The 24485-nt window shown below is 70.1% G+C and carries 24 protein-coding genes and 1 riboswitch; of the genes, 14 read left to right on the top strand and 10 right to left on the bottom strand.

Features of this window, described 5'->3' with window-relative positions:
• Positions 1–18 precede the first annotated feature (18 nt).
• The gene (locus RAH40_RS14325) at positions 19–819 is read right to left on the bottom strand and encodes a hypothetical protein (RefSeq protein ID WP_306598238.1); all 801 of its coding nucleotides are present in this window, start codon (positions 817–819) and stop codon (positions 19–21) included.
• Positions 820–970: 151 nt separating this feature from the next.
• Between RAH40_RS14325 and RAH40_RS14320 the strand changes: the two genes are divergently transcribed.
• Positions 971–1732, top strand: coding sequence for a DeoR/GlpR family DNA-binding transcription regulator (locus RAH40_RS14320; protein WP_306598237.1), 762 nt, complete (start codon positions 971–973; stop codon positions 1730–1732).
• Between the two features lie 18 nt (positions 1733–1750).
• Here RAH40_RS14320 and RAH40_RS14315 read toward each other — a convergent pair whose 3' ends face one another.
• Entirely contained in the window at positions 1751–2185 is a 435-nt protein-coding gene (locus RAH40_RS14315) for a secondary thiamine-phosphate synthase enzyme YjbQ (protein ID WP_306598236.1), read from the bottom strand.
• A gap of 53 nt (positions 2186–2238) precedes the next feature.
• Between RAH40_RS14315 and RAH40_RS14310 the strand changes: the two genes are divergently transcribed.
• From RAH40_RS14310 to RAH40_RS14295, 4 genes are all read left to right on the top strand, one after another.
• Positions 2239–3015, top strand: coding sequence for a thiazole synthase (locus RAH40_RS14310; protein ID WP_306598235.1), 777 nt, complete (start codon positions 2239–2241; stop codon positions 3013–3015).
• Between the two features lie 38 nt (positions 3016–3053).
• Positions 3054–3980, top strand: coding sequence for a lipoyl synthase (gene lipA / locus RAH40_RS14305; protein WP_306598234.1), 927 nt, complete (start codon positions 3054–3056; stop codon positions 3978–3980).
• Positions 3977–5041 carry a 23S rRNA (adenine(2503)-C(2))-methyltransferase RlmN gene (gene rlmN / locus RAH40_RS14300; protein WP_306598233.1) on the top strand — a complete coding sequence of 355 codons (1065 nt, stop codon included), beginning with the start codon at positions 3977–3979 and terminating at the stop codon, positions 5039–5041. The genes lipA and rlmN overlap by 4 nt, the downstream gene beginning before the upstream one ends.
• 247 nt (positions 5042–5288) lie before the next feature.
• Positions 5289–5870, top strand: coding sequence for a non-canonical purine NTP pyrophosphatase (locus RAH40_RS14295; RefSeq protein WP_306598232.1), 582 nt, complete (start codon positions 5289–5291; stop codon positions 5868–5870).
• Here RAH40_RS14295 and RAH40_RS14290 read toward each other — a convergent pair.
• Positions 5867–6310 carry a hypothetical protein gene (locus RAH40_RS14290; RefSeq protein WP_306598231.1) on the bottom strand — a complete coding sequence of 148 codons (444 nt, stop codon included), beginning with the start codon at positions 6308–6310 and terminating at the stop codon, positions 5867–5869. The two genes, RAH40_RS14295 and RAH40_RS14290, sit on opposite strands and share 4 nt — an antisense overlap.
• Positions 6311–6349: 39 nt before the next feature.
• A riboswitch (cobalamin riboswitch) is annotated at positions 6350–6559 on the top strand.
• A gap of 74 nt (positions 6560–6633) precedes the next feature.
• On the opposite strand from RAH40_RS14290, the gene RAH40_RS14285 reads away from it, so the two are divergent.
• From RAH40_RS14285 to RAH40_RS14250, 8 genes are read left to right on the top strand one after another with little or no spacing between them, the layout of a single operon-like run.
• Positions 6634–8616 carry a TonB-dependent siderophore receptor gene (locus RAH40_RS14285; protein WP_306598230.1) on the top strand — a complete coding sequence of 661 codons (1983 nt, stop codon included), beginning with the start codon at positions 6634–6636 and terminating at the stop codon, positions 8614–8616.
• A 33-nt stretch (positions 8617–8649) separates the two neighbouring features.
• On the top strand, positions 8650–9471 hold the full coding sequence (locus RAH40_RS14280; RefSeq protein WP_306598229.1) for an ABC transporter substrate-binding protein: 822 nt from the start codon (positions 8650–8652) through the stop codon (positions 9469–9471).
• Complete coding sequence (locus RAH40_RS14275) at positions 9468–10439, top strand: iron ABC transporter permease (protein ID WP_306598228.1); 972 nt, start codon at positions 9468–9470, stop codon at positions 10437–10439. The genes RAH40_RS14280 and RAH40_RS14275 overlap by 4 nt, the downstream gene beginning before the upstream one ends.
• Positions 10433–11152 (top strand): ABC transporter ATP-binding protein, encoded by a 720-nt coding sequence (locus tag RAH40_RS14270; RefSeq protein ID WP_306598227.1) that lies wholly within the window; start codon positions 10433–10435, stop codon positions 11150–11152. Before RAH40_RS14275 ends, RAH40_RS14270 begins: the two co-directional genes overlap by 7 nt.
• An 11-nt stretch (positions 11153–11163) precedes the next feature.
• Entirely contained in the window at positions 11164–12198 is a 1035-nt protein-coding gene (cobT, locus tag RAH40_RS14265) for a nicotinate-nucleotide--dimethylbenzimidazole phosphoribosyltransferase (protein ID WP_306598226.1), read from the top strand.
• Positions 12195–12923: an adenosylcobinamide-GDP ribazoletransferase gene (gene cobS / locus RAH40_RS14260; RefSeq protein ID WP_306598225.1), complete on the top strand. Its 729-nt coding sequence runs from the start codon at positions 12195–12197 to the stop codon at positions 12921–12923. Before cobT ends, cobS begins: the two co-directional genes overlap by 4 nt.
• A complete protein-coding gene (locus RAH40_RS14255; protein ID WP_306598223.1) occupies positions 12920–13489 on the top strand; it encodes a histidine phosphatase family protein in 570 nt (189 codons plus the stop codon). Before cobS ends, RAH40_RS14255 begins: the two co-directional genes overlap by 4 nt.
• 2 nt (positions 13490–13491) lie before the next feature.
• Entirely contained in the window at positions 13492–14007 is a 516-nt protein-coding gene (locus tag RAH40_RS14250) for a bifunctional adenosylcobinamide kinase/adenosylcobinamide-phosphate guanylyltransferase (protein ID WP_306598222.1), read from the top strand.
• 7 nt (positions 14008–14014) lie between these two features.
• On the opposite strand, the gene bluB is transcribed toward RAH40_RS14250, so the two are convergent.
• The 5 genes from bluB to RAH40_RS14225 are packed head-to-tail and all read right to left on the bottom strand — an operon-like array spanning position 14015 to position 20610.
• A complete protein-coding gene (gene bluB / locus RAH40_RS14245) occupies positions 14015–14647 on the bottom strand; it encodes a 5,6-dimethylbenzimidazole synthase (RefSeq protein ID WP_306598221.1) in 633 nt (210 codons plus the stop codon).
• Positions 14648–14683: 36 nt separating this feature from the next.
• A complete protein-coding gene (locus tag RAH40_RS14240; RefSeq protein ID WP_306598220.1) occupies positions 14684–15409 on the bottom strand; it encodes a DUF4097 family beta strand repeat-containing protein in 726 nt (241 codons plus the stop codon).
• Between the two features lie 44 nt (positions 15410–15453).
• Positions 15454–16911, bottom strand: a complete 1458-nt coding sequence (locus RAH40_RS14235; protein WP_306598219.1) for a DASS family sodium-coupled anion symporter — start codon at positions 16909–16911, stop codon at positions 15454–15456.
• A 45-nt stretch (positions 16912–16956) separates the two neighbouring features.
• Complete coding sequence (locus RAH40_RS14230) at positions 16957–18105, bottom strand: hypothetical protein (RefSeq protein WP_306598218.1); 1149 nt, start codon at positions 18103–18105, stop codon at positions 16957–16959.
• Between the two features lie 3 nt (positions 18106–18108).
• Positions 18109–20610 carry an ATP-binding protein gene (locus RAH40_RS14225; protein WP_306598217.1) on the bottom strand — a complete coding sequence of 834 codons (2502 nt, stop codon included), beginning with the start codon at positions 20608–20610 and terminating at the stop codon, positions 18109–18111.
• A gap of 189 nt (positions 20611–20799) precedes the next feature.
• On the opposite strand from RAH40_RS14225, the gene recA reads away from it, so the two are divergent.
• Positions 20800–21849 (top strand): recombinase RecA, encoded by a 1050-nt coding sequence (gene recA / locus RAH40_RS14220; protein WP_306598216.1) that lies wholly within the window; start codon positions 20800–20802, stop codon positions 21847–21849.
• Positions 21850–21959: 110 nt separating this feature from the next.
• Here the strand turns inward: recA and RAH40_RS14215 are convergent, their stop codons facing one another.
• Both RAH40_RS14215 and RAH40_RS14210 read right to left on the bottom strand, forming a co-directional pair.
• Positions 21960–23258, bottom strand: a complete 1299-nt coding sequence (locus tag RAH40_RS14215; protein ID WP_306598215.1) for a trypsin-like peptidase domain-containing protein — start codon at positions 23256–23258, stop codon at positions 21960–21962.
• On the bottom strand, positions 23258–24442 hold the full coding sequence (locus tag RAH40_RS14210) for a hypothetical protein (protein ID WP_306598214.1): 1185 nt from the start codon (positions 24440–24442) through the stop codon (positions 23258–23260). Before RAH40_RS14210 ends, RAH40_RS14215 begins: the two co-directional genes overlap by 1 nt.
• Between the last annotated feature and the right edge of the window lie 43 nt (positions 24443–24485).

Genomic DNA, 24485 nt, shown 5'->3' with positions numbered 1-24485 from the left:
ATCTCCTATTCGCGGGCGTCAGATCCTGAAGGCGAGGGACAGTTCGAAGACGAACCCGCGGCGGGTGCTCTCTTCGAGGACGGGGGCCTTGCCGGTATAGGTGAAAGGCTTGTAGTCGAAGTGGTTCATGCCGATGTTCCGGATGGCCAGTTCGAGCCGGGCATCCCGGGTCAGGGCCGCGCCGACGCCCGCGTGCAGGCCCAGGGCCGCCCGGGTCTTCTCCCGGACCATGGCCCAGCCCTCGTAGTAGTCCCTCACCGGGCCCGCGGGGTCGGCGGGATCCACCGGCACGTTTCCGGGCACGGAGGCGCCCTGGGCGTCCACGGGGATGAGGGTGCCGGTCAGTTCGGCGGAGACCTTGTAGAAGTCCAGGCTGGCGCCGGCGAACCAGTACATGGAGCCCGCCCCGAGCTGGTCGGTGTACGAGGCGCGAAGGCTGAACCCCTGTGCGCGCTCCTTGCGGAAATCGATGGAATTGCCCGCGCTCAGCGCCAGCGGGCTGCCGTTGTACGAGGTGGTGGGGTTCTGGGGGTCGTAGTAGACGGGGCCGCTGCCGGGCATGGCGTCCCTGGGCTGGCCGGGCAGGACGTCGAACCCGAGTTCCACGGTGAGGGCCCGGGTGGCCCCCAGGGGAAAGCGCCCGGCAACGGCGAACCCGATGGCCTTGTTGTCGGCGTGGTCCCGCCGGAAGTCCCCGGCCGTGAGGCCGGCGCGCACCTTGAAGTCGAAGGCCGGGGCGGGATCCGCGGCCAGCAGGGGCAGGAGAGTCCCGCAGGCCAAAGCGGCGAATGCCCTGGGGACGAGATGGTTGGACAGCATGGTGGGCCCTCCGGGGTGGTGCGGCAGATGGTGGCTGGTCACGTGGTTTCGTGTCTCAATGCTGCATTGAATTTGATTGGTCTTGATTGAATTTAAGCAAAAACGATCAAAATGCAACAACAAAGTTTTTCGTTTCATGCTATTTTGAAGGATGCGACAGGAAGAACGCCTCGGCCTGATTCTGGACCGGCTTGCCAAGCACGGCACCCTGGGGGTCACGGACCTGGCCCAGGAACTGGGCGTGTCCACCGCCTCGGTGCGCCGGGATCTGGAAATGCTGGAAGAGCAGCATCTGCTTTCCCGGACCCACGGTGGCGCGGTGGCCAACAGCCTGGTCTACGAACTGCCCCTGCGGTACCGGGGCGGCCGGCAGAAGGAGGAGAAGCGCCGCATCGCCGCCGCGACCCTGGGCATGCTCGGGGAAGGCACCCTCTCCATCGGGCTCACCGGCGGCACCACCACCACGGAGGTGGCCCGGGTCCTGGCCACCCGCACGGGCCTGACCATCGTCACCAACGCCCTCAACATCGCTTCCGACCTGGCCCTGCGCCCCAACATCAAGCTCATCGTCACGGGGGGCACGGCCCGGAGCGAGTCCTACGAACTGGTGGGACCCCTGGCCGAAGCCAGCCTGGAGGGCATCCATCTCGACCTGGCCATCGTGGGCGTCGACGGCATCAGCGTCCGGGGCGGGCTCACCACCCACCACGACGTGGAGGCCCACACCAACCGCGCCCTCATCGAACATGCCCGGCGCACCCTGGTGGTGGCGGACGGTTCGAAGGTGGGACGCATGGCCTTCGCGCGGATCTGCCCGGTGGCCCAGGTCAGCGAGCTGATCACCGATGCCAGCGCCGATCCGGCCGAACTCCAGAACCTGCGGGAAGCCGGCGTGAAGGTGTCGATCGCCTAGAAAGGGAAGGCGCCCCCGTCATTCACCGATGATCTTGATCAACACCCGCTTGTCCCTGCGGCCGTCGAACTCCCCGTAGAAGATCTGCTCCCACGGCCCGAAATCCAGGCGGCCCTTCGTTATGGCGACGACCACCTCGCGGCCCATGATCTGGCGCTTGTGGTGGGCGTCGCCGTTGTCCTCGCCCGAGCGGTTGTGCAGGTAGCCGCCCCGGGCGGGGTCGCTGCCTTCGTTGAAGGGGGCGAGCTTCTCCAGCCAGCGCTTGTAGTCCTCGTGCAGGCCCGGCTCGTCGTCGTTGATGAAGACGCTGGCGGTGATGTGCATGGCGTTGACCAGGCAGAAGCCCTCCTGGACGCCGCTGTCGTCCACGGCCTCCTCCACGTCGGGGGTGATGTTCACGAAGCCCATGCGCTCGGGCTGGTGGAGGGTCAGGGTCACGCGATGGGATTTCATGGGGCGCCTCCTCCCTACAGTAGACTGGTACCTTCCTTTTTTGGAGTCGCCCCATGCTCACCATCGCCGGCCGCACCTTCCAGAACCGCCTCATCCTGGGGACCGGCAAGTACAAGGATTTCGCCACCATGAAGGCCTGCTACGAGGCCGGAGCGGTGGAGATGGTGACCCTGGCGGTGCGGCGCTTCGACCTGTCCGCCAAGGGGGACGACAACATCCTGAACTGGATCCCCAAGGGCATGGCCCTCCTGCCCAACACCGCGGGCTGCTACACCCGGGAGGACGCCCTGCGGGTGTGCCGCCTGGCCCGGGAGGCCCTGGAGACGGACTGGGTCAAGCTCGAGGTCATCGGGGACCCCCTCAGCCTCTACCCCGACGGGGAGGAGACGCTGCGCGCCGCCGAGATCCTCGTGAAGGAGGGGTTCGTGGTGCTGCCCTACATCAACGCGGACCCCATCCTGGCGAAAAAGCTATGCGAGGCCGGCTGCGCGGCGGTGATGCCCCTGGGATCGGCCATCGGCTCGGGGCTTGGGGTGCAGAATCCCTACGTGCTCCAGATCCTCCGGGACGTGGTGGGGGGGTTCGGCCTGCCGCTCGTCGTGGACGCGGGGGTGGGCACGGCCAGCGACGCGGCGGTGGCCATGGAGCTGGGGGCGGACGCGGTGCTCATGAACACCGCCGTGGCCGAGGCCGCGGACCCCGTGAAGATGGCCCGGGCCATGGACTACGCCGTGAAGGCGGGGCGCCTGGCCTTCGAGGCCGGCCGTATGCCTCGTCGCTTGTACGCCAGCGCCTCCAGCCCCGTTGGGGGGGTGGTGGGGAAAAGCTGAGGCGCCGGGTTATCCTGGGAGGGCAAGGGAGCCCGTACATGCCTCGATTCTCAAGACGATCCGGCCGCGAAGTCCTGGAGGGCCACCCGCGCCTCCCGGACTGGATCGTCCAGGAGAAGGTCAAGCTCTCGGATCTCCACGCCATGAAGGCCGGGATGCGGGAATCCGCCCTGCACACGGTGTGCGAGGAGGCCCGCTGCCCCAACCGGAACCACTGCTTCACGCACGGCACCGCCACCTTCCTGCTCATGGGCGACACCTGCACCCGGGCCTGCGGCTTCTGCTCCATCCAGAGCGGCAAGCCCCTGCCCCTGGACCCGCGGGAGCCGGAGGAGACGGCCCTCCGCGTGGCCTCCCTGGGCCTGAAGTTCGCCGTGCTCACGTCGGTGAACCGGGATGACCTTCCCGACGGGGGCGCCGCCCACTTCGCGAGCACCATCCGCGCCATCCGGCGCCTGAACCCGGGCGTGGGGGTGGAGGTGCTCACCCCGGACTTCCTGGGGGATCTGGACGCCGTGGCCGAGGTGGTGGCCGCGGGCCCGGCCGTGTTCAACCACAACACTGAGACGGTGCCCAGCCTCTATGCCGAGGTTCGGCCCGCGGGGCGCTTCCAGCGCTCCCTGGACGTCCTGGCCCATGCCAAGCGCCTGGGCACGGCGCTCTTCGGGGACGAGTTCCGCACCAAGTCGGGGCTGATGCTGGGGCTGGGGGAGACCGAGGAAGAGCTGCTGGAGGTCTTCGGAAAGCTCGTGGAGGCGGGCGTGGACATCCTCACCCTCGGGCAGTACCTGCGGCCCACGCGCCACCAGCTGCCGGTGAGGAGCTACGTGCATCCGGACGCTTTCGCCGAGCTGGGACGCAAGGCCAAGGCGCTGGGGTTCCGCACGGTCTACGCGGGGCCGCTGGTGCGGTCCAGCTTCAACGCCCACGAGGTGAGCGGCCTGGAAGGGATCTCCATCGCATGACCACGGACGCCGCCCATCCCTGGGACGCCCCGGCCCCCGAGGCCGCGGGACGGCCCTCCGCCTTCGGGCTGCTGCCGGAGGACCTGGAAGGGGCCCCCGGGCGCGCCGAGCACGTCTTCAACCGGCTGCAGCGGCCCTGGACCTACCGGCCCGAGGGCCTCTTCCTCAACCGGGAGGCGCGGGAGTGGATCGCGGCCTCGTTTGACACGTCGCTGCCCGAGATCGTGGAACGCCACCCGAGCGAGGACGGCGCCACCAAGGTCGTCCTCCGCCTGAGGGACGGGGAGCGCATCGAGGCGGTCCACATGCCCCGGGACGTGCGCAACCCCCGGGTGACGCTCTGCATCAGCAGCCAGGTGGGGTGCGCCATGGGCTGCACCTTCTGCGCCACCGGCGCCATGGGGATCCGGCGCAACCTCTCCGCGGGCGAGATCGTGGGGCAGGTGCTGAGCCTCATCCGCACCCTGGGGCCCGCCCAGCCCCACGCCATCACGCTGGTGTTCATGGGCATGGGCGAGCCCCTGCACAACCTGGACAACGTCCACCGGGCCATCCGGATCCTCAACCATCCCTGGGGCCTGAACATCTCCACCCGGCGCATCACGGTGTCCACGTCCGGGCTCGTGCCCGCCATCGAGCGGCTTTCCGGCCTGCGCCCCCGCCCGTGGCTGGCCCTGAGCCTCAACGCCACCACGGACGAGGCGCGGAGCCGGGTCATGCCCGTCAACCGCGTGTGGGGCCTGGAGCGCCTGCGGGAGGCCCTGGGCGCCTGGGGGCTGGCCCCCGGCGAGAAGTTCCTCCTGGAATACGTCCTGCTGGCCGGGGAGAACGACACCGTGGAGGACGCGGACCGGCTCGCGGACTGGCTGGGTGAGCTGCGTCATGGGCACAACATCAACCTGATCCGCATGAACGAGCATGCGGCTTCCACGTTCCGGCAGCCGGAGGAGGAACGCCTCCAGGCCTTTCTGGACCGGTTGAAGGCCCGGGGATGCTTCGTGACGGTGCGGAAGAGCCGGGGCAGGGACGTGCAGGGTGCCTGCGGCCAGCTCCTCAAATAAGGTTTTGTCCCCAGGTTCGAAATGATTAAATATTAATAACGGAGTGTGACCGCTGTCCATTGGAGAACTGAATCAATCGTGATAGCGTTCATCTCGTTCTCCCTTGAGGTCCCGAATGAATCAGCCGGATGATGTTTCACAAAACTGGGTTCCCCCTGCGGAAACCTGGGCGCCGCAGGGGCAGCCACCCACGGTGGATCCGTATTATGAAGACCCTTATAATCCCGACCCCTATACCAAGATGTAGATGAAGATCCTCCTCGCCTCCCGCAATGCGGGAAAGCTCCGCGAATTCGGGGAACTCCTCCAGGGCGTCGAGTTCCTGGCGTGGCCCGCGGATGCGCCGGACATTCCCGAGGAAGGGGCGTTCTTCCAGGACAACGCCCTGCAGAAGGCCACCTTCGCCAGGGACTGGTGGCGGCGCCACGGCACAAGCCCGGTCGATGGCGTGCTTTCGGACGATTCGGGCCTCTGCGTGGACGCCCTGTGGGGTGGCCCCGGCGTGCTGAGCGCCCGGTTCGCCCCCGGGCTGGCGCAGGACGCCAAGAACCGGCGCCTCCTGGCGCTCATGCCCCCCGGCGCGGCGCGGTCGGCCCGGTTCGTCTGCGTGCTGGCTTGGGCGCCCATGGACGGCGACCCCGTCACATTCGGCGGTTCCGTGGAAGGGCATCTCGCCCCCGAACCCCGGGGTAGCCAGGGCTTCGGCTACGATCCGCTCTTCGTTCCGGAGGGGTACGGCCAGACCTTCGGGGAGCTCAGCTCCGCCGTCAAGCAGACGCTCAGCCACCGTTCCCGGGCGAGCCGGGCCTTCCTTGAGGCCGTGCGTTAGGCTTCCTCGTCGCCCCAGATCTTCTTTTCCCGCAGGTTCACGGCGGCCTGATAGGCGGCCAGGATGGCGTTGCGCACGCGCTGGTAGCCCTGCTCGGTGACCTTGGAATTGAAGGTCATGGTGGAGATGACGTAGTAGCCCTCGCCGTTGGGCAGGGGCTGCGGGGCCGAGATCTGGATCTGGGGGGGGAGCACCGCCGAGGAGCTGTCCTCCCGGAGCCGAACGGCCAACCGATCGGACCAGGCCTGGAGCCGCGGGGTGATGGCCAGGCCCTCCTCCACGCCGGCCACCAGGACGCGGCCATAGAGGGTGAAGGACAGGCGCAGCTGCGGCAGGTCGATGGCGCTGTTGAGGTAGCCCGCCATGGAAGCCAGCTGCTGGAGGTCCTTCTGGATCGCCAGGAGCTTGGGACTCGCCTGGGGGAGGGGTTTGGTGGCCATGCACCCATTATGCACCTTGAATTCGTCCCGGCCTCCTGCGAACCTTGTCCCCTACAGCGTGTGCTGGATGTTCGGGAAGCAGGTTTGAATCCTGCGCTGCCCCGCAACGGTATGCACCCCGGGCCGAGCGCCATGGACCGGGAGACCCTGCTGGAGCCACTGGGGCGTATCCCCGGGAAGGATCCAGGGGCATCGCAAGATGCCTGTCGCGTGCGAGCCCGGAGACCGGTCCTGCATTAACCCAACCGTCGTGGGGACGGGGAGGGACTTTGCCCATCCGGCGAGGCCTTCATCGTTCCCCGGCCTCATGCGCGGAGCATGCAATGGGCAATTCAAGAATCCTTTTCCCGCTGGTCGTGGGGGCCAGCCTGTGGGCCGGAGGCCCGGTGGTGGAACCGCCGCCGCCCCGGTCCGAGGCCTCGGCCACGGTCACGGTCACCGCGGAGGCCACGCCGGTGGAGCTGGTGCGGACCCCCAACCCCGTCCTGGTGGTCGACAGGGCCGCCATCGAGGCGCGGGGCGCGGACAATCTGGGCGACCTGCTGAGGCTGCTCCTGCCGGGCCAGGTGTTCTCCTCGGGCGGGGTGGGCACCGCGGCCACCCTGAACCTGGGCGGGGGCCGGGCCCAGGACACGGTGGTGATGCTGGACGGCATCCGCCTTTCGGACGCCACGGGCTTCGGGGGGGTGAACCTCTCGATGGTCTCCCTGGCGGGCATCGAGCGCATCGAAGTGCAGCAGGGGCCCTGCTCCACCCGCTTCGGCTCGGACGCCCAGGCCGGGGTGGTGGCGCTGTACTCGGCGGGCCACGCGCGGGAGGGCTTCAGCGGCCAGCTGCGGGCCGGGGCCGGGAGCCAGGCCATCCGCCAGGGCCTCTTCGCGCCAGCCTACGGGTGGACCTCGGGCTGGGTGCGGGCCTCGGTCAGCGCGCAGCAGGAGGACGGGGCCACCCCGGCGGACAACCCCTTCCGCTCCTCGGGCGTGTTTTTCGGCGGGGGCCAGCAGCTGGGGGCCGACACCCTGCTCACCGCGAGCTACCGGAACGCCTTCGCGGGCGTGCCCATTCCCATCTCCTACGCGGACTATGGTTCCGGCAACCGGGACGCGTCCCAATACGTCCCCTCCCGGCAGGACTTCAGCCGCACCGAGGTGCTCAGCGCGACGCTGCGCTCCACCCTGTCCCCGGCGATCCTGGGGGAGCTGACCCTGGGGCAGGCGCTGCAGACCCGGCTGGAGCCCAACTACACGGACGGCGCGGCCACGGAGCGGTACACGAGCCGGCGCGACCAGGCCAACGGGGCCCTCACCTGGCGCGTGGCCCGGACCTCCACCCTCCAGGCGGGCTTCGACGCCTACCAGGAGACGGCCCGGTTCGCGGGCACCCTGGACCCGGCCACGGGCAGGCATCTGGCGGTCTTCCTCGAGGACCAGACGGAGTTCGCCGACGCCCTGCGGGTGGTGGCCACGGTCCGCGGCCAGAGCGACCGGCTGACCTTCCCCGGCGCGGCGGAAACCCGGGTTTCCCGGGCCACCTGGAAGCTCGGGGTCAACTGGCTCCTGGGCGGCGGACTGCGGGCCTACGCCTCGGCGGGCACCGCCTTCGCCAATCCCCTGCTCTTCCAGGCCATCTACAACGCCCAGTACCAGGGCCAGGCCCTGGACAACGAGCGCAGCTTCACCTCCCAGGCCGGCCTCACGTACGAGAAGGGCCCCTGGACGGCGGGGCTGGAGCTCTCCCGCACCCTCTACGGGAACCTGGTCTACTTCGACGCCAACGGGGGGCAGTTCATTCCCGCGTCCTGGGGCGGCTACTACTCGGGCATCTACCGCAACGGTTCAGACCTGCGGCTCCAGTCGGCCCAGGCGACGGCGGGCTACCGCACCGCGGCGTGGAGCCTCCAGGGCTTCTACCGGAACCAGGAGTTCCGGGACGAGCGCGCCGACCCCGCCATGCGCTTCTCCTCGGGCGCGGTGATCCGGAAGCCGTTCCAGTCCCTGGGACTCAACGGCCACCGCACCTTCGGGGACCTGAGGCTGGAGGGATGGTGGTCCTGGATCGGTCCCCGCTACGATTACGGCCTGCCCACGGCCTTCAAGGAGCACTTCAACGACCTGGGCCTCAAGGCGGCCCTGCCCCTGGGGCCGGGGGTGGTCCTCTCCCTGCGGGCCGACCACCTCCTGCAGCCCCGCACCACCGTGGCGCAGTGGCTGGCCCGGGAGCGGGACTTCCAGAACGACGCCTCGCAGATCTTCGGATTCCCGGCCCAGCCCCCGACGGTGACCCTCGAGATGCGCTACCGTTTCTAGAAACCTTCCCCTTTACTGGACACACTCCTGCACATGCGCCGCTTCCTGTCCGCCCTCCTCCTCCCCGCCCTCCTCTGGGCGGGGGGGCCCGTGCGGGTCGTGAGCCAGACCGTGGGCACCGACGAACTCCTGGTGGCCCTGGCGGCGCCGGGCCAGATCGCGGCCCTGAGCCACCTGGCCCGGGACCCGGACTTCACCCCGGATGTGCGCGCCAACGCGAAGTACCCCTGCCTGCGCACCGGCACCGCCGAGGACGTGCTCCACTTCCGCCCCGGCCTGGTGCTGGCGGCCGCGTGGACGGCGCCCGAGACCCTGACCATCCTGCGCCGGGCCAAGGTGGACCTGGTGGTCGTGGACCGCTTCGAGACGCTGGAGGATCTCTACGACTCCGCGCGGAAGATCGGGGCCGCCCTGGACCGGCGCGAACGCGCCGAGGAGCTCATCGGGCAGTGGAGGGCCCGGGTGGCGGACCTGGACCGCAGGCTGAAGGGCGTCAAGCCGGTGCGGGTCCTGTCCGTGGGCCTCTACCCGTTCACGGCCGGCGCGGGCACCACCTTTCAGGACCTGTGCGACCACGCGGGGGCTCTGAACGTCGCGGCGGAACAGGGCCTCCGTGGCCACCAGCCCACCCCGGGCGAGAAGGTGCTGAGGTGGAAGGTGGACGTCCTGGTCACCGACAAGGGCGAGCGCATGGCCGAGCGTCTCAAGGCGACGGCCCCTTACAAATACCTTGATGCGCTGCGCCGCGGGAACCTGGTCGAGGTGCCGGGGCCCCTCATGTCGGCCACCAGCCAGGCCCGCATCGACGCCTACGAGTTCCTGGCGCGGGCCCTGCACCCGGAGCGTTTCCGGTGAGGCGCCGGGCCGGCACCATCCTCGCGCTGGTCCTGCTGCTGGCGGTGGTGGCGTCGCTGGGACTGGGCGACTCCAATCTCGGGCCCATGGCGCTCCTGCGTGCCCTGGCGGGCCGGGGGGACGCCCTCGACCGGACCATCCTCTGGGACCTGCGGCTCCCGCGGACCCTCGTGGGCGTCGCCGTGGGGGCCGGGCTCGCGGCCTCGGGCGTGACCATGCAGGCCTTCTTCCGGAACCCCCTGGCCTCGCCGGGCCTCCTGGGCGTGAGCGCGGGCGGCGCCCTGGGGGCCGTGGCGGTGCTGGCCCTGGGCTGGCAGGCCAGCTTCCTCACCGTGCCCCTGGCGGCCATCGCCGGGGCCTTCCTGGCCACCGGCGCGGTCCTGGTGCTGGCCCGCCGCGGCGCGAGCCCCGAGCACCTGCTGCTTTCGGGCGTGGCCCTCAACGCCTTCTTCGGGGCGGGCACCAGCTTCCTCCTGGCGCTGTCGGCCGGCAAGTTCGAGGTGAGCGGGCAGATCCTCTTCTGGCTCATGGGCGGCATCGAGAACCGCACCTGGGAGCACGTGGCCATCGGGCTGCCGGGAGTCCTGCTGTGCTGCGCCCTTCTGCTGCCGCTGGGCCGGCCCATGAACCTCCTGAGCCTGGGCGAGCCCTCGGCCCAGAGCCTGGGCGTGGACGTGCGGCGCCTGCGCTGGCAGCTCATCGCGCTTTCCACCGTCCTCACGGCCCTGGCCACCGCCGTGGGGGGCGTGGTGGGCTTCGTGGGCCTGCTGGTGCCCCACCTCCTGCGCCTGGCCTTCGGGCCCGACCACCGGAGGCTCCTGCCCCTGTCCATGCTGGGCGGCGCCGCCCTGGTGCTCCTGTGCGACCTGCCCACCCGCTTCGTGCCGGGGGGCCTGCGCCTGGGCGCCATGACGGCCCTCATCGGCGGGCCCTTCCTCCTCTGGATGCTCCGGAGGAACCCGTGCTGAAGCCCGTGCTGGAGGCCGAAGGCCTCACCCTGGGGACGCGGCTGAGAGACCTGTCCGTGGGCCTGGCTCCGGGCCGCATGGTGGCTGTTGTGGGGCCCAACGGCGCGGGCAAGTCCACCCTGCTCCAGGTGCTGGCGGGCCTCCTCCAGGCCCGCGGGCGGATCCGGTGGCAGGGGCGGGACCTGGCCCGCATCCCCTTCCTGGAACGGGGGCGGACGCTGAGCTGGCTGGGCCAGGAGAGCCACGCGGACTTCGCGTTCCCCGTGCGGGAGGTGGTGGCCCAGGGGCGCCACGCGTGGGGTGACGACGGCCACGGGGTGGAGGCGGCCCTGGACGCCCTGGACATCCGGCACCTGGAGACGCGCCCCATCACCGAGCTGAGCGGGGGGGAGAGGCGGCGGGTCTTCCTGGCCCGCGCCATGGCCACGGGCGCACCTCTGCAGCTGTGGGACGAACCCGCGGCGAACCTGGACGTGCGCCACGCGCTGGAGGTGCTCCGGCTCGGCCGGGACCTGGCCGACGCCGGATCGACCCTCCTGGTGAGCCTCCACGACCTGCGCACCGCCTTCCGCTTCGACGACGTGATGGTGCTGGACCAGGGCCGGATGGTGGGCTTCGGGCCCCCCGAGGCCATCCTCACCCCGGAACTCATCGGCTCCGTCTTCCGCGTGAAGGCGTCGCCCGCCCAGGGGCTGGCCCTGGAACTGCCCTGACAAGGATCCCCATGCGCCTCCCGACCCTGCCCGCCCTCGACCCGGCCTTTCGCGAGGCCGTCGGGCGCCACGTGGACGACCTCACCAAGCCCCTCGGGGCCCTGGGCCGCCTCGAGGGGCTGGGCACGCAGCTGGCGTGGATCGCGGGGACGCTGCGCCCGGCCGATCCCGAGGCCTACATCCTCACCTTCGGCGGCGACCACGGCATCGCGCGCCACCAGGTCTCGGCCTATCCGCAGGAAGTGACGGTCCAGATGATGGCCAACATCGCCGGAGGGGGCGCGGCCATCTCGGCGCTCTGCCGGGCCAACCGCATCCACCACCGGGTCATCGACGCGGGGGTTGCCTCCCCCTGCCCTTTTCCCGGCGTGGCCCAGCGGAACATCCTGAGGGGCACCCGGGACCCCCTGGCGGGGCCGGCCATGACGCGGGCCGAGGCGGAGGCCGCGCTCCGGGCCGGCCTGGACGAGGTGGCGCTCCTGCCTGACCACCCCTTCGCCCTCCTGGGCGTGGGCGAGATGGGCATCGCCAACAGCTCGGTGGCCGCGCTCCTGGTGTGCGCCTTCACGGGCCTGGATCCGGCCGAGGCGGTGGGGCCCGGCACCGGCGTCGCCGGCGCGGCCCTGGGGAGGAAGCTGGAGGTGATCCGCGGCGTCCTGGCGCGGCACCGCCCGGACCCCTCGGACCCGCTGGGCGTGCTCGCGGACGTGGGCGGCGCCGAGTTCGGCGCCATGGCGGGGGCGATGCTCGGCGCGGCCGCGCGGGGCTGGGCGGTGATCGTGGACGGCTACATCGCCGGCGCCGCGGCCCTGGTGGCGCTCGCCCTGGAACCGCGCCTGGGGAACTTCCTGGTGTGGAGCCACCGCAGCGCCGAACCCGGGTCCCGGCACCTGCTGGAGCACCTGGGCAAGGAGCCCGTGCTGGACCTGGACCTGCGCCTGGGCGAAGGCACCGGAGCCGCGCTGGCCGTGCCCATCCTGCGCTCGGCCTGCGCGGTGCTGCGCGAGATGGCCACCTTCGGCAGCGCGGGCGTGAGCCGCGCATGACCGCGAGCCTGGTGGCGGCGATCCGCTTCCTGACCCGGGTCCCGGTGCCCGGCCGGGCCACCCGGGTCGAGGACATCGCGCGCGGCGTAGGCTGGTTTCCCCTCGTGGGGGCGCTGGTGGGGGCCGCGACGGCCGGCGTGTTCGTGCTGGGACTGCGGGTCTGGCCGGCTCCGCTCGCGGCTGCCGTGGCGGTGGGCTTCGGGCTGATGCTCACCGGGGGGTTCCACGAGGACGGGGCGACGGACGCCATGGACGGCCTGGGCGGAGGGTGGACCCGGGAGCGCGTGCTGGAGATCATGAAGGACAGCCGCATCGGGGCCTACGGCGCGATGGCCCTGTGGGTGCTGCTGGCGGTGCGCTGGAGCGCGCTGGTGGCCCTGGACCGGCGGGCCCTCTGGGCCCTTCCCCTCGCCATGGCGTGGGGGCGGTGGTCGATCAGCGTGCTCATGGGGCTCCTGCCGCCGGTGGCGCCGGGGCTCGCGAAGGAGGTGGGGGGCGAAGGGAGGTGGGGGCCCTTCCTGGGCGCCACGGCGCTCCTGCTCCTGGCCAACGGCCTCTGCCGGAACTGCCCGGGCCTGGGCAAGGCGGCCCTGGCCGCCCTGGGCGCCCTGGGGCTCTGGGCCCTCTACCTCAAGCGCCGTCTGGGGGGCCAGAGCGGGGACCTGCTGGGCGCCGGCAACCAGCTGGTGGAGGGGGCGGTGCTGCTGGCGCTGGTGGCGAGATGATGCCCCTCTACCTGCTCCGCCATGGGCCCACGGAGGCCGCGGCGAAGGGGGCGCCCCTGGGGCGCCTGGACCTGCCCGTGACCCCGGAGGGGCGGGCCCAGTGGCCCCGGGTGAAGGAGGAACTGCTCGGCCTGGGCATCCAGCGCGTCCTCACCTCGGACCTGGGCCGGGCCCGGGACCACGCCCTGGACCTGGGCCTGCCCAGCCTCGTGCTGCCGGGCCTCTCGGAGCAGTCCTTCGGAGCCTGGGAGGGCCTTCCGTGGGACCAGGTACCCGAAGCGGAGGCCTTCTTCCAGGACCCGGTGCGGGGCGTGCCCCCGGGCGGCGAGAGTTTCCTGGCCTGCTCGGGCCGGGCCCTCCTGGCGCTCCAGGGGGCCCTGGACGGGGACGGGGCGACCCTGGTGCTGGCCCACGGGGGCCCCTTGCGGGCCATCCTGGCCCACTACATCGGCCTGCCCGCGACCCGCGCCCTGGACCTGTCGTGGCAGCCCTACGGCCTCACGCGGGTGGACGCGTATGCCGCCGGCCGCGGGGTGCTGCGTTTCCACAACCGGCCCGCGGGCTGACCATGGGACGGATCCTCTTCCTCACCGGGCCCGTGCGCAGCGGGAAGAGTTCCTGGGCGGTGGAGCGGGCCGCGGCCTGGGGCGGGGACACCGTCTTCGTGGCCACCTACCGCCCCGAACCCGGCGACGGGGAGATGGCTGCGCGGGTGGCGCGCCACCGCGCTGAGCGCCCCGGCTGGCGCACCCTGGAGGCGCCTCGGAACGTCGCCGCCGCCCTGGAGAGCCTCGATCCTCCGCCTTCGGGCGTGGTGCTGGACTGCCTCACGCTCTGGCTGGGGGACCGCATGGAGGCCTCCGACGAGGCGATCCTCCAGGCCTGGAACGGGGAGCTGGAGGCCTTCGCGCGCCTGCCCTGGCCCGTCATCGTCGTGGGCAACGAGGTGGGGTGGTGTCCCGTACCCGCCGATCCCGCGCTGCGGCGCTTCCGGGACCTGGCCGGTTGGCTGGGGCAGGCCACGGCGAAGGCGGCGGACGAGGCCTGGCTCTTCGTGGCGGGGTGCCCGGTGCGGCTCAAATGAACGGGGCCTACCGCTGCAGAAGGTGCTTCGCCAGCGGGTTGCGGTGGTCCCATCCGGCGATCTCCAGCACGGGGATCTCGGGCTCCTCGAGGGGCCAGCCGATGCAGAGGTAGCCGACCCAGCCCCAGGTGGCGGGCAGGTCCATGACCGTCCGCAGGCGGTCCGGTTCCAGGATGCTCACCCAGCCCACGCCCACGCCCTTGGCCCGGGCGGTGAGCCAGAGGTTCTGGATGGCGCAGACGGCGGAGTCCCGCAGGGTCTCGGGCTGGGTCTGGCGGCCCAGGCCGTGGCCGGAGTCGGGGTCCGTCTCCACGCACACCAGGAGGTGGATGGGGGCCTCCTTGAGGCCGGCCAGCTTGAGGCTGCGGTAGAGGCGGGCCCGTTCGGAGTCGTAGAGGGCCGAGGCCGCGTCGTTGGCGCGCTGGAACTCGGCGATGACGGCCTCGCGCCGGGCGGGGTCGTCCACACGCACGAAGCGCCAGGGCTGGGAGAGGCCTACGGAAGGCGCGTGGTGGGCGGCCTCCAGCAGCTCGGTGAAGAGGTCCTCGGGCACGGGGTCCGGGCGGAAGCGGCGCACGTCCCGCCGCAGGCGGAACAGCTCCTGGAGCTGGAACTGGAAGTGGGGGGGGAATGCCGGCATGGTCGGGCTGTCCTCAGCAGCTCAGGCCAGTGTAGATCAATCCAGGGTGATGTCCCCGTTCACGGTCTTGAGCTGGAGGACCTGGGCCCCGTCTCCGAAGGAGGCTTCGAAGCTGCGCCGGGACACGTGCACGTCCTTGGCGCCCTCGCTCCTGATCCGCAGGTCGCCGTTGACGGTGGTGGCCTTGAGGCGGCCCGTGAGGCCCTGGGCGGAAAGCCTGATGCCGCCGTTGACGGTCTTGGCGCTGACCGGGCCGGAAAGGCCCCGGCCCCGGATGCCGCCGTTGACGGTCTCCGCCTTGAGGGAGCCCTTGAGGCCCTCGAGGCTGATCTCGCCGTTCACGGTCCGGCACTCGGCCGCGCCGGTGACGTCCTTGAGTTCCACCAGGCCGTTGACCGTCTCCAGGGAGGCGAGGGCGGAACGGGGCACCTTGAGGTCCATGTCGCAGACCGGGCCGTTGCGGGACTCCTTCGGGTGCTCGCCCCGGATCTCCAGGCCGCCGCCCTTGGGCTCAAGGACGACCTTGACCTGCTCCTTCCCGCTGGCCGGGGTGAACGCGCCGGTGAATTCCACCTCGGCGCGGTCCCAGACGGCGACCCGGATGTGGCCGTTGACGTTGCGGACCTTCAGGGGCGCGCCCGGGGCCAGGGGGACGGTGCGCGTCTCCGTGGCCTTGACGCCGGGGGCGGGCTGGACGATCACGGTCTGGGCCGCCAGCGGGGCGATGAGGATGAAGGCTGCGACAGGGGCAAGGCGAAGCATGGTTCCCTCCGTTCGGTGAGGATACGGAGGGAACCGGGCCGGGTTTAACCCACGGGGCGGATGACCGTCAGCCAGGGGATGCCCAGGCCGAGGGTGACCGCGATGAAGAGCAGGCCGAAGAACAGTCCCAGGCCCCAGAAGGCCTTGGTGGAGATGTAGCCGCTGGCGTAGTACACGGGGCCGGGGCCCGTGGCGTAGGGGGTGATCACGCCCATGATGCCCAGGGAGAAGCAGAGCAGGAGCGCGAAGGCCTTGGCGTGCATGCCGGGGATGGCCAGGCCGGAGGCCAGGACCACGGGCAGCACCGCGGCGGTGTGGGCCGTGAGGCTGGCGAAGAGGTAGTGCACGAAGAAGAAGAAGGCCACCAGGGCGCCCATCACCAGGATCGGGGAGAAGCCCGCCAGGTGCGCGGCGACGGCCTTGGCCACCCAGGTGACGAAGCCCACCTTGTTCAGGCCGTCGGCCATGGTCACGAGGGTCGCGAACCACACCAGGACGTTCCAGGCGGCCTTGTTGGCCAGGATGTCGTCCCAGGAAACGATCGCCAGCACGATCATGGCCGAGATGACGAAGAACACGACCGCGGTGGCGTCGATGAAATTGGAGCCCAGCAGCGGCAGGCGGATGTCCTTGTTGGAGCCGACGATCCACAGGAAGACCGCGAGGACCACCAGGAAGGCCATGGCGCCCTCGGAGAACTTGAACGCGCCCATCTTCTTGAGCTCACCGGCGGCCCACGCCGGGGTCTCCTCGGACACCTTCACTTCGGGGGGGTAGATGAAATAGGTGAGCACGGGAACCAGGATCAGGAGCAGGACGCCCATGGGGAGGAAGCCCATGAACCAGTTCATCCAGGTGACGTCGATCTTGCCCACGGAACGCAGAATGGAAAGGGCGGCCACGTTGGGCGCCAGGGACGTGAGGAACAGGGAACTGGTCACGCAGGTGGAGGCGAAAGCGGTCCACATGATGTAGGAGCCGATCTTGCGGGCCGTGGGGCCGGGCTCGGAGCCGTACAGGGCGGGGATGTTGCTGATGACGGGGAAGATGGTTCCGCCGCTGCGGGCGGTGTTGGAGGGGGTTCCGGGTGCGAGCGCCAGGTCCGCCAGCATGATGGCGTAGCCCAGGCCCAGGGTCCGGCGCCCGAGGAGCTTGACCAGGAGGAGCGCGATGCGTCGTCCCAGGCCGCTCTTGGCATACCCGATGGAGAAGATGAAGGCGCCGAAGATGAGCCAGACCGTCTTGTCGGAGAAGCCCGCCAGGGCCCACGCCACCGAGCCCGCGGGGGTCGGCGAGACGTAGCACATGATGGCGGCGAAGGAGACGCCGATGAACCCGACGGCCGCGGGCGGCAGGGGCTCGAGGATCAGGCCCAGGATCGTCGCGGCGAAGACGGCGAAGAAGTGCCACGCGGCCGGAGTCAGGCCCGCCGGTACGGGCAGAAGTCGCAGCACGAGCCAGAGAATGATCGGGCCGAGGGCCTTCACAAATTTCGAGTTCATATGTCCTCCTGGTGATGGGACCAGGATACTCCCTGCCAAGTTGTCCTAGGCGAACAACTTGAGCGTTTCGTCCAGCTTGCGGAGAACGGACAGGATCCTGAAGGGCTCGACCGGCAGGAAATCCACGGCGCCCGCGGCCAGTGCTCGGTTCCGCTTGAGATCCTCGTCCTCGTCGGTCCCGGCGAGGATGATGGGGAGGGTGCATTTTTCCTGTTCGACCACCTGCCTGGAAAGTTCCAGGGGACTGGCAAGCCGGAGATGGTTGTGGATGAGAATCAGCTTCACCCGGCCCCAGTCGGCCTCGTCCCCGCCGAAGGGCTTGAGGAAGGGGCGCACCGGCCCCGTGATGTAGTCGAGGCTGATCACGCCGAACTTGCGGCCCAGGGCCTCGGCCATGTGCCGGGCGAACTCCTCCCGCTCGGTGAGGATGAGGATCGTGGGCTGGCGGTCCACCCATAGCCGCGCCTGGGGGAGGTTGCTGCCCTTGGCCGGGGCCCGGCCCGACTCGAAGCTCTCCCGGTCCCGCTGGGCCTGGATCCGCTGCTGGGTGTCCAGCCAGGTGCGGTACTGGCCCAGGAGGGTCTTGTCCACGCGCTCGGTGAACTTCATGCCCACGAAGTTCGCCCCGAAGTAGGCGACCCGGGCGGAGGCGGTGAGCAGGAGGCCGTCCTCCAGGGCCAGGTCCAGGGTGGACTCCTCGCCCATCCTCAGGACGTCCTCGATCTTCTGGGAGGAGTCCTTAAGCGCGAGTTCGAAGCCGTCGTTGCCGAAGCCGCGGATCTCGCCGTCGAGGACCGCGTTCTTGCTGTTGCTGAAGGTGACCAGGGGGGCCACGTCCGGGGCGAAGTGGGCCAGCCGGTTGTCGTCGGCCCGGCGCAGGGTCCGGGGCAGGGTGAAGGCGGCGCAGGGGACGCCCTCGAGCTCGGATGGGCCGACGAACGCGAGCACGGTCTCGTACCGGAACCCGCGGTCGTCGAAGGTCATGGAGACGCTCTCCTCGGGCGCCAGGGCCCATTCCTCGAGTTCCTTGGGGCCCAGCCGGATGCCGATGCGGCCGGGTTCCTGGAAAAGGATCTGGAACAGTCCCCGCTTGTCGCGGCAGCCCAGGGAGACCTTCATGCTGGCCACGCAGAGGCGCTGCAGCATCATGCGGATGGCGTAGGCGTTGTCGATGGTGCGGTCGGAATTGGTCATGGGTCAGGCCGGAGGAAGCCATCGGTGGAGCGCGCTCTTGAGGTCCACGATGGTGATGGGCTTGGGGATGTAGTCGTCCATGCCGGCTTCCAGGCACCGTTCGCGGTCCCCCTGCATGGCGTTCGCGGTCATGGCGAGGATGGGGGTGCGCCGCTCCCCCCCCTCCCTTGCCCGGATGGCTCGGGTGGCCTGGAAGCCGTCCATCTCCGGCATCTGGCAGTCCATGAAGACCAGGTCGTACTCCCGGGCCAGGACCATCTCCACGGCCTCCAGCCCATTGTTGGCCAGGTCCGCCGAATAGCCCAACTTGCGGAGGATGGCCATGGCCACCTTCTGGTTCACGGCGTTGTCCTCGGTCACCAGGAGGCGGGCCTGGGATTGGATCCCCTCCCGGGGCGCGGCCTCGGCGACCGCCGGCAGGGGCACGGCGTCCTTGCTGCGCTCCAGGAGGGCCTTGAGGTGGGACTTGCGCATGGGCAGGGGCAGGAATTCGGTGATGGGCAGCGAGGTGGGCTTGCGGGCCTCGTCCTGCTCGTAGAGCGAATGGGCCATGATGAGCCGGAGCCCGCCCAGGCCCGGGGCCGCATGCACCGCCTGCAGGAACTCCATCATGCCGGCCTGGATCCCGCCCTGGGACCCGAAGACCAGGAGCGTCTTGTCGTCCAGGGCCGCGCAGCGCTCCCGCAGGACGGCCAGGCCGTCAAGGCTGGGCTCCACCACGGTGGCCTCGTAGCCCCACGCCTTCAGCTGGGCGTCCAGGACGCCTGCCGTGGCGGGAGGGAGCCCGGCCAGGAAGAACCGGAAGGGGGCGTCGGGCAGGCCCGTCTCCTGGGGGGCGTCCTGGGGCTGGAACCGCGCGGTGAACCAGAATACGCTTCCCTCGCCCGGGACGCTGTCGACGCCGATGGCGCCCTCCATGAGCTCGGCGATGCGCTTGCAGATGGCCAGCCCCAGCCCGGTGCCGCCGTACTTGCGCGTGGTGCTGGAATCTCCCTGGTAGAAGGACTGGAAAAGCTTGCCCGCGACCTCGGGCGACATGCCGATGCCGGTGTCCCGGACCTCGAACCGCAGGAGCACGGAGGACGCGGTGCGCTCGGCGACGAGGACGTGGATGGTGACCGAGCCGTCCGCGGTGAACTTGAGCGCGTTGTCGGTGAGGTTGGAGAGCACCTGCCGGAGCCGCGTGGGGTCGCCCAGGAGCTTGGTGGGCGCCGCCCCCTGGATCCACGTGGCCAGCTCGACGCCCTTGCCGTGGGCCTTGAAGCCCAGGATGGCAAGGAGGTCGTCCAGCAGGCCCTGGAGATCGAAGCCGATGCGCTCGAGCTCCATCTTCCCGGCCTCGATCTTGGAGAAGTCGAGGATGTCGTTGATCAGGCGCAGGAGGGTCGCGGCACTGGTGCGGATGGTGGTCGCGTAGTCCATCTGCTCGACGGAGAGCGCGGTGTTGAGGATGAGTTCCGTCATCCCGATGATGCCGTTCATCGGCGTCCGGATCTCGTGGCTCATGTTGGCCAGGAATTCCGACTTGAGCCCGGCCAGCTGCACCGCCTCGTCACGGGCCTGGCTCAGCTCCCAGTTCTTCATCTCCATGTCCAGCGCGGCCTGGGCCAGCTGGGCCTCGGAGCGCTTGCGGCCCGTGATGTCGTGGAAGAGCCAGAAGTGGCCGAAGAGATCCTCTCCCGCGTCGATGGGCACGAAGTCCATGGAAAGCACCCGGCCGTCCGCGAGGGGGACCTCGAGGCCGCTGGTCACCTTGCGTTCGGCCAGGAGGGAGGACTGCAGCTCCAGGAAGTCCTCAGGGTAGAGGAAGGCCCCCAGGGCCAGATCCATGAGTTCGGTGGCCTCGCTGCCGGCAAGGAGGTGCGGCGGGACCGGGATGTCGAACATCCGGCAGAAGGGCTCGTTGATGAGCGCGATGCCCCGGTGCTCGGTCTCCACGAGGATGGCTCCCTGCATGTTCTCGATGAGGGCGCGCAGGCGGGACGTGAGCGTGTTGAGGGCGGCCTGGGCCAGCTTGCGCTCCGTGATGTCGTTCATGGTGCCGGAGACGCCGATGACGACGCCTTCGGCGTCGGTGGTGATGCGGGTGTACATCTCCACCCAGAAGTAGGCGCCCTCCCGCTTGCGGAACTGGAACTCGCCCCGCACCGTGTCCTCGCCGGTCTCCAGGGCGTAGGTGAGCATGTTCAGGTACCGGCCCTTGTCCAGGGGGTGCATGTTGCCCAGGAACGGCTGCCCGAGGCTCTCGTCCACGGAGAAGCCCGTGATGGCGCGCCAGGCCGGGTTGAGGAAGGACCAGTTGCCGTCCCGGTCGATCTGGAAGAGCACCTCCCGGAGGTGGTCCACAAGGGACCGGTACCGCGCCAGTTCGGCGGCGGCGGGACCCGCCGTGAGCCCCACGTTCACCGATTCCAGGAACGCCGTCCACGCCGGGCCCTCCGGGAGCGGGGCGCCCGAGGCTACCAGATTCGCCATGTGCTGGGCGAGCAGGGGGTGCATTTCCATGGCGGGGATCGATTCCGGCGGGTGGAAGGGAATCCATCCATACTATCGGTTGGGCCGCTGAAAACCAGGACGGGCGTGCCGGCCCGGAAAAAAATTCTTGTTTTTTTCGCTTTTCGCCCCCATTCTTGGGTAGCCGGTCCCGGACCGTCCCCCTTCGTGAATCCCCCCCTTCCGTTCCCCGGAGCTTCCATGGCCACTGCCAATGATCAGGACGACCGCCTCAAGGTCTTGAACCGCACCCTCGCGGACATCGAGCGGGCCTTCGGCAAGGGCTCGATCATGAAGCTCGGCGAGCAGCTCAACATCGACGGGATCGACGTGATCTCCACCGGGTCCATCTCCCTGGATTCCGCGCTGGGCGTGGGCGGCGTGCCCAAGGGGCGCGTGGTGGAGGTGTACGGCCCTGAAGCCAGCGGCAAGACGACCCTGGCCCTGCACATGGTGGCGCAGGCCCAGAAGAAGGGCGGCCTGGCCGCCTACATCGACGCCGAGCACGCCCTGGACCCGGACTACGCCCGCAAGCTCGGCGTGGACATCGACAACCTGTTCATCAGCCAGCCCGACAGCGGCGAGCAGGCCCTGGAGATCTGCGATCAGCTGGTGCGCAGCGGCGCCCTGGACATCATCGTCATCGACTCGGTGGCGGCCCTGGTGCCCAAGGCCGAGATCGACGGGGAGATGGGCGAGATGCAGGTGGGCCTCCAGGCCCGGCTCATGAGCCAGGCCCTGCGGAAGATGACCGCCTCCATCAGCCGCACCAACACCTGCGTCGTCTTCATCAACCAGATCCGCATGAAGATCGGTGTGATGTTCGGCAACCCCGAGACCACCAGCGGCGGCAACGCCCTGAAGTTCTACGCCTCGGTCCGGCTGGACGTGCGCAGCATCCAGAGCATCAAGGGCAACACCGGGGATCCCCTGGTGGCGGCCAAGGACGAGGATTCCTCGGTGGTGGGCAAGAAGACCAAGGTCAAGGTCGTGAAGAACAAGGTCGCCCCGCCCCTGAAGATCGCGACGTTCGACATCATGTATGGCGAAGGCATCAGCCGCATGTCCGAACTGGTGGAACTGGGGACCCAGCTGGAGATCATCCAGAAGAGCGGCTCCTGGTACAGCTACAAGGACTCGCGCCTGGGCCAGGGCGCCGACAACGTCAAGAAGCTGCTCGCGGACAACCCCGAGCTGGCCGATGAAATCGAGGCTCTGATCCGGGCGAAGATCGGATTGAGGCCCAGCTAGCAGCCAGCCGGGATTCCGGCGGGCGGGTTCCTATCCGGTGCGGGGGGCATCGGGTGGGGAACCTCCGCCTGTCGGAATCTGGTTGGCTGCCTTTGGGGGAGGCGGCACCTTCAGGGATTCAGGTCCTGCTCCATTTCCGGCGCCAGGTCCCTGATGCGGGCCAGGGCCCTCTCGGCCTCCTCAGGCTGCCTCGCGCGGATGGCGACCCTGTAGAGCTCGCCCCACCACTCCGCGCGGAACGGCTCGTAACGGAGGGCCAGACGGTAGTGGGCCATGGCCGCGGGCAGCCGGCCCAGGCTCAGCTCGCAGTAGCCCAGCCGCGCCCAGGCGATGGCCTGGTCACCCACCAGCTGGAGGCCGTGCTCGAGCGCCTGCGCGGCCTCTTCATAGGCGCGGGTGTTGACCAGGCTGGACCCCAGGTTGAGCCAGGCGAGGCCGTAGCCGGGGTCGGCCTCCACGGCCCTGCGGAAGGCGGCATGGGCTTCCGGAAAGCGGTTGAGGGTGTCCAGTTCGGCGCCGAGGTTGTTCCAGGCCCTGGCGTGGCCGGGGGCCAGGGTCACGGCGCGGCGGTAGGCGGCCAGGGCGGACTCGCGCAGGGCCGCGTCCTCCGGTTCCCGGCGCAGGCTCTGGTCCAGGGCCGTGCCCCGGCCGAACCACGCATCGGGGCTGTCCGGGGATTCCCGCACCCACCACCGGGTGAGGTTGCTCCAGTTGGCCTCATTGCCCGGGTCCTGCTGCATCAAGTCCCCGAAATCCACCAGCAGCCGGTCCACCACCACCAGGGGGCAGGCCAGGCCCGGCGCCCCGGAGCGGTCCTGGATGAGGGCGAGCACCCAGTCCACGGGCACCGCGAAGTCGACGCCTGCGTCCCGGAACAGGGAGAAGGTGGTGATCCCGGCGAGCCGGCCATCCTCCGTGAACAATCCGCCCCCACTGGAACCGGGTCGGTTGTGGGTGTCGGTCTGGATGAGGCGGTCACCGCGGAAGGTCCAGAGGGCGGTGATCCGGCCCGGTTCCGTGCGAACGCCCAGGCCGCCAGGATAGCCCAACGCCTGGACGGAAAGGCCGGTGCGCAGGGCGCCCGGGGCGATGGGAACCGCTGGGGGGAGCGGCAGGCCCGGAAGGCTGAGGAGGACGAGGTCCCGGTCGGCTGCGAGGCACAAAGCCTCCGCCTGCCAGGAATGCTCGCCTTTCAGGACCCGGATCCGGTAGGCGTTCTTCACGACGTGGGCGTTGGTGGCCACGAAGCCCTGGTCGAGGACGACCCCGCTGCCCTGCTGGAACTGGCCGGGGGCCGTCTCGGCCTGGACGAGGACGACGCTCTTGGCCGCCTGGTCCAGGGCCGGACTTCCCGTCTGGGCGCCCAGGCGGATGGCCAGGACGAGGAATGCCAGCGCCGTGCGGAGCATCAGTCGTCGTTCTGGACGCCCAGACTGAGGCCCCGGAGGTGGGCGGGCACGGGACTGGACGCCTGGGCCGAAAGGGCGCCGGGGTTGGCCTGGCTCGCCAGGGCGGCCGTGCTCTGCCGGGGGGCGGGGGCCGGATTGGCGCCCTTGATGAGGGAGGCCATCTGCTCCCCGGTGGCGAAACACTCCAGGCGCTCGAGCTCAAGGGCCGTGGGGAAGCCTTCGTACCGCAGGCGGCGCGGTCCCCAGATGTCCACGGCGGTGCCATGGAGGGAACTGATGCGCGGCAGGGTCTGCCGGAAGTAGATGCCAAGGGGCTTTCCGTTGGCTGCGATGAAGGCGATGAGATCGGTCTCGGGCAGCAGGGCGGGGGCGCCCTCCTGCCAGGTGGCCAGGCTCACGGAGCGGCCCTGCTGGGTGCGCAGGAGGCCCATGGGCGCGGGCACGCCCAGGCTGGCCGGTAGGTGGGGCTCCTGGGCGCGGTAGGCCTCCGCGAGGTCGCCCTGGCGGAGCTCCCGCTGGGGCTGGGCGATGGGGTGGGGGTCCTGCAGGTTGGCGGGGAGGAGGTGGTGCTCGACCTGCTGGTAGATGGTGCCGGCGATGCGGCGGCCGGGACCTGCCAGGCCGGCCGCGATGCCTTCCAGCAGCTTGGGCAGGATCACCTGGGGGGCCAGGAGGAGGCAGTCCTCGTTGGGCACGGCCACGAACGTGTTCTGCCCCGTGAAGAGGCCCGCCCACAGCTCGGGCAGGAGGATACGGGCGGCTGCCTGGCCGTCGTCGAACTCACCCTTGTAGATGCCGGAGGGGAGGCGCTTGAACGGCTTGCCCTTGGATTTCTCGCGAAGCTGGTCCATGGCGCGCTCGGTCACATCCTCGGCGCTCATGCCCCAAATGACGAGCCAGGGGGCGGGCATGACCTGACCGCACACCCGGATGCGCAAGGCCAGACCTTCGATGTGCGGTCGGTAGTAGAAGCCATCCCGTTCCGCCATCCAGAGGGGCACGATCTCCGGTTGAAGGTCGTACTGGGCGTCCAGCCAATCCGGCGGAAGCGGCCACCCGCCGGCGAGGTTGGCCGCCAGGGCGTCTGCCCAGTGGCTGCGTTCCTCGCCTTTCAGGTGCAGGAACTCGCCCTTGAAGGGCTCAAGGCCGGGCGTATCCGCAGGAATGCCACGTGAGGCAAGCACTTCGTCGAGAGAGGGAAGGGGCGTGCGATCAGGGGAGGAGAAG

It is taken from the genome of Geothrix sp. 21YS21S-2, from assembly GCF_030846775.1.
GTDB lineage: Bacteria > Acidobacteriota > Holophagae > Holophagales > Holophagaceae > Mesoterricola.
This window is presented reverse-complemented; position numbering and strand designations above follow the sequence as displayed.

Coding starts and splice junctions, on each gene's coding strand:
- RAH40_RS14240 (WP_306598220.1), bottom strand. CDS start 15,409: ATGCTTCGCCTTGCCCCTGTCGCAGCCTTCATCCTCATCGCCCCGCTG.
- RAH40_RS14320 (WP_306598237.1), top strand. CDS start 971: ATGCGACAGGAAGAACGCCTCGGCCTGATTCTGGACCGGCTTGCCAAG.
- RAH40_RS14225 (WP_306598217.1), bottom strand. CDS start 20,610: ATGGAAATGCACCCCCTGCTCGCCCAGCACATGGCGAATCTGGTAGCC.
- RAH40_RS14255 (WP_306598223.1), top strand. CDS start 12,920: ATGATGCCCCTCTACCTGCTCCGCCATGGGCCCACGGAGGCCGCGGCG.
- RAH40_RS14280 (WP_306598229.1), top strand. CDS start 8,650: ATGCGCCGCTTCCTGTCCGCCCTCCTCCTCCCCGCCCTCCTCTGGGCG.
- RAH40_RS14325 (WP_306598238.1), bottom strand. CDS start 819: ATGCTGTCCAACCATCTCGTCCCCAGGGCATTCGCCGCTTTGGCCTGC.
- RAH40_RS14230 (WP_306598218.1), bottom strand. CDS start 18,105: ATGACCAATTCCGACCGCACCATCGACAACGCCTACGCCATCCGCATG.
- RAH40_RS14310 (WP_306598235.1), top strand. CDS start 2,239: ATGCTCACCATCGCCGGCCGCACCTTCCAGAACCGCCTCATCCTGGGG.
- RAH40_RS14250 (WP_306598222.1), top strand. CDS start 13,492: ATGGGACGGATCCTCTTCCTCACCGGGCCCGTGCGCAGCGGGAAGAGT.
- RAH40_RS14290 (WP_306598231.1), bottom strand. CDS start 6,310: ATGGCCACCAAACCCCTCCCCCAGGCGAGTCCCAAGCTCCTGGCGATC.
- RAH40_RS14295 (WP_306598232.1), top strand. CDS start 5,289: ATGAAGATCCTCCTCGCCTCCCGCAATGCGGGAAAGCTCCGCGAATTC.
- RAH40_RS14285 (WP_306598230.1), top strand. CDS start 6,634: ATGGGCAATTCAAGAATCCTTTTCCCGCTGGTCGTGGGGGCCAGCCTG.
- cobT (WP_306598226.1), top strand. CDS start 11,164: ATGCGCCTCCCGACCCTGCCCGCCCTCGACCCGGCCTTTCGCGAGGCC.
- RAH40_RS14215 (WP_306598215.1), bottom strand. CDS start 23,258: ATGCTCCGCACGGCGCTGGCATTCCTCGTCCTGGCCATCCGCCTGGGC.
- rlmN (WP_306598233.1), top strand. CDS start 3,977: ATGACCACGGACGCCGCCCATCCCTGGGACGCCCCGGCCCCCGAGGCC.
- recA (WP_306598216.1), top strand. CDS start 20,800: ATGGCCACTGCCAATGATCAGGACGACCGCCTCAAGGTCTTGAACCGC.
- lipA (WP_306598234.1), top strand. CDS start 3,054: ATGCCTCGATTCTCAAGACGATCCGGCCGCGAAGTCCTGGAGGGCCAC.
- cobS (WP_306598225.1), top strand. CDS start 12,195: ATGACCGCGAGCCTGGTGGCGGCGATCCGCTTCCTGACCCGGGTCCCG.
- bluB (WP_306598221.1), bottom strand. CDS start 14,647: ATGCCGGCATTCCCCCCCCACTTCCAGTTCCAGCTCCAGGAGCTGTTC.
- RAH40_RS14235 (WP_306598219.1), bottom strand. CDS start 16,911: ATGAACTCGAAATTTGTGAAGGCCCTCGGCCCGATCATTCTCTGGCTC.
- RAH40_RS14315 (WP_306598236.1), bottom strand. CDS start 2,185: ATGAAATCCCATCGCGTGACCCTGACCCTCCACCAGCCCGAGCGCATG.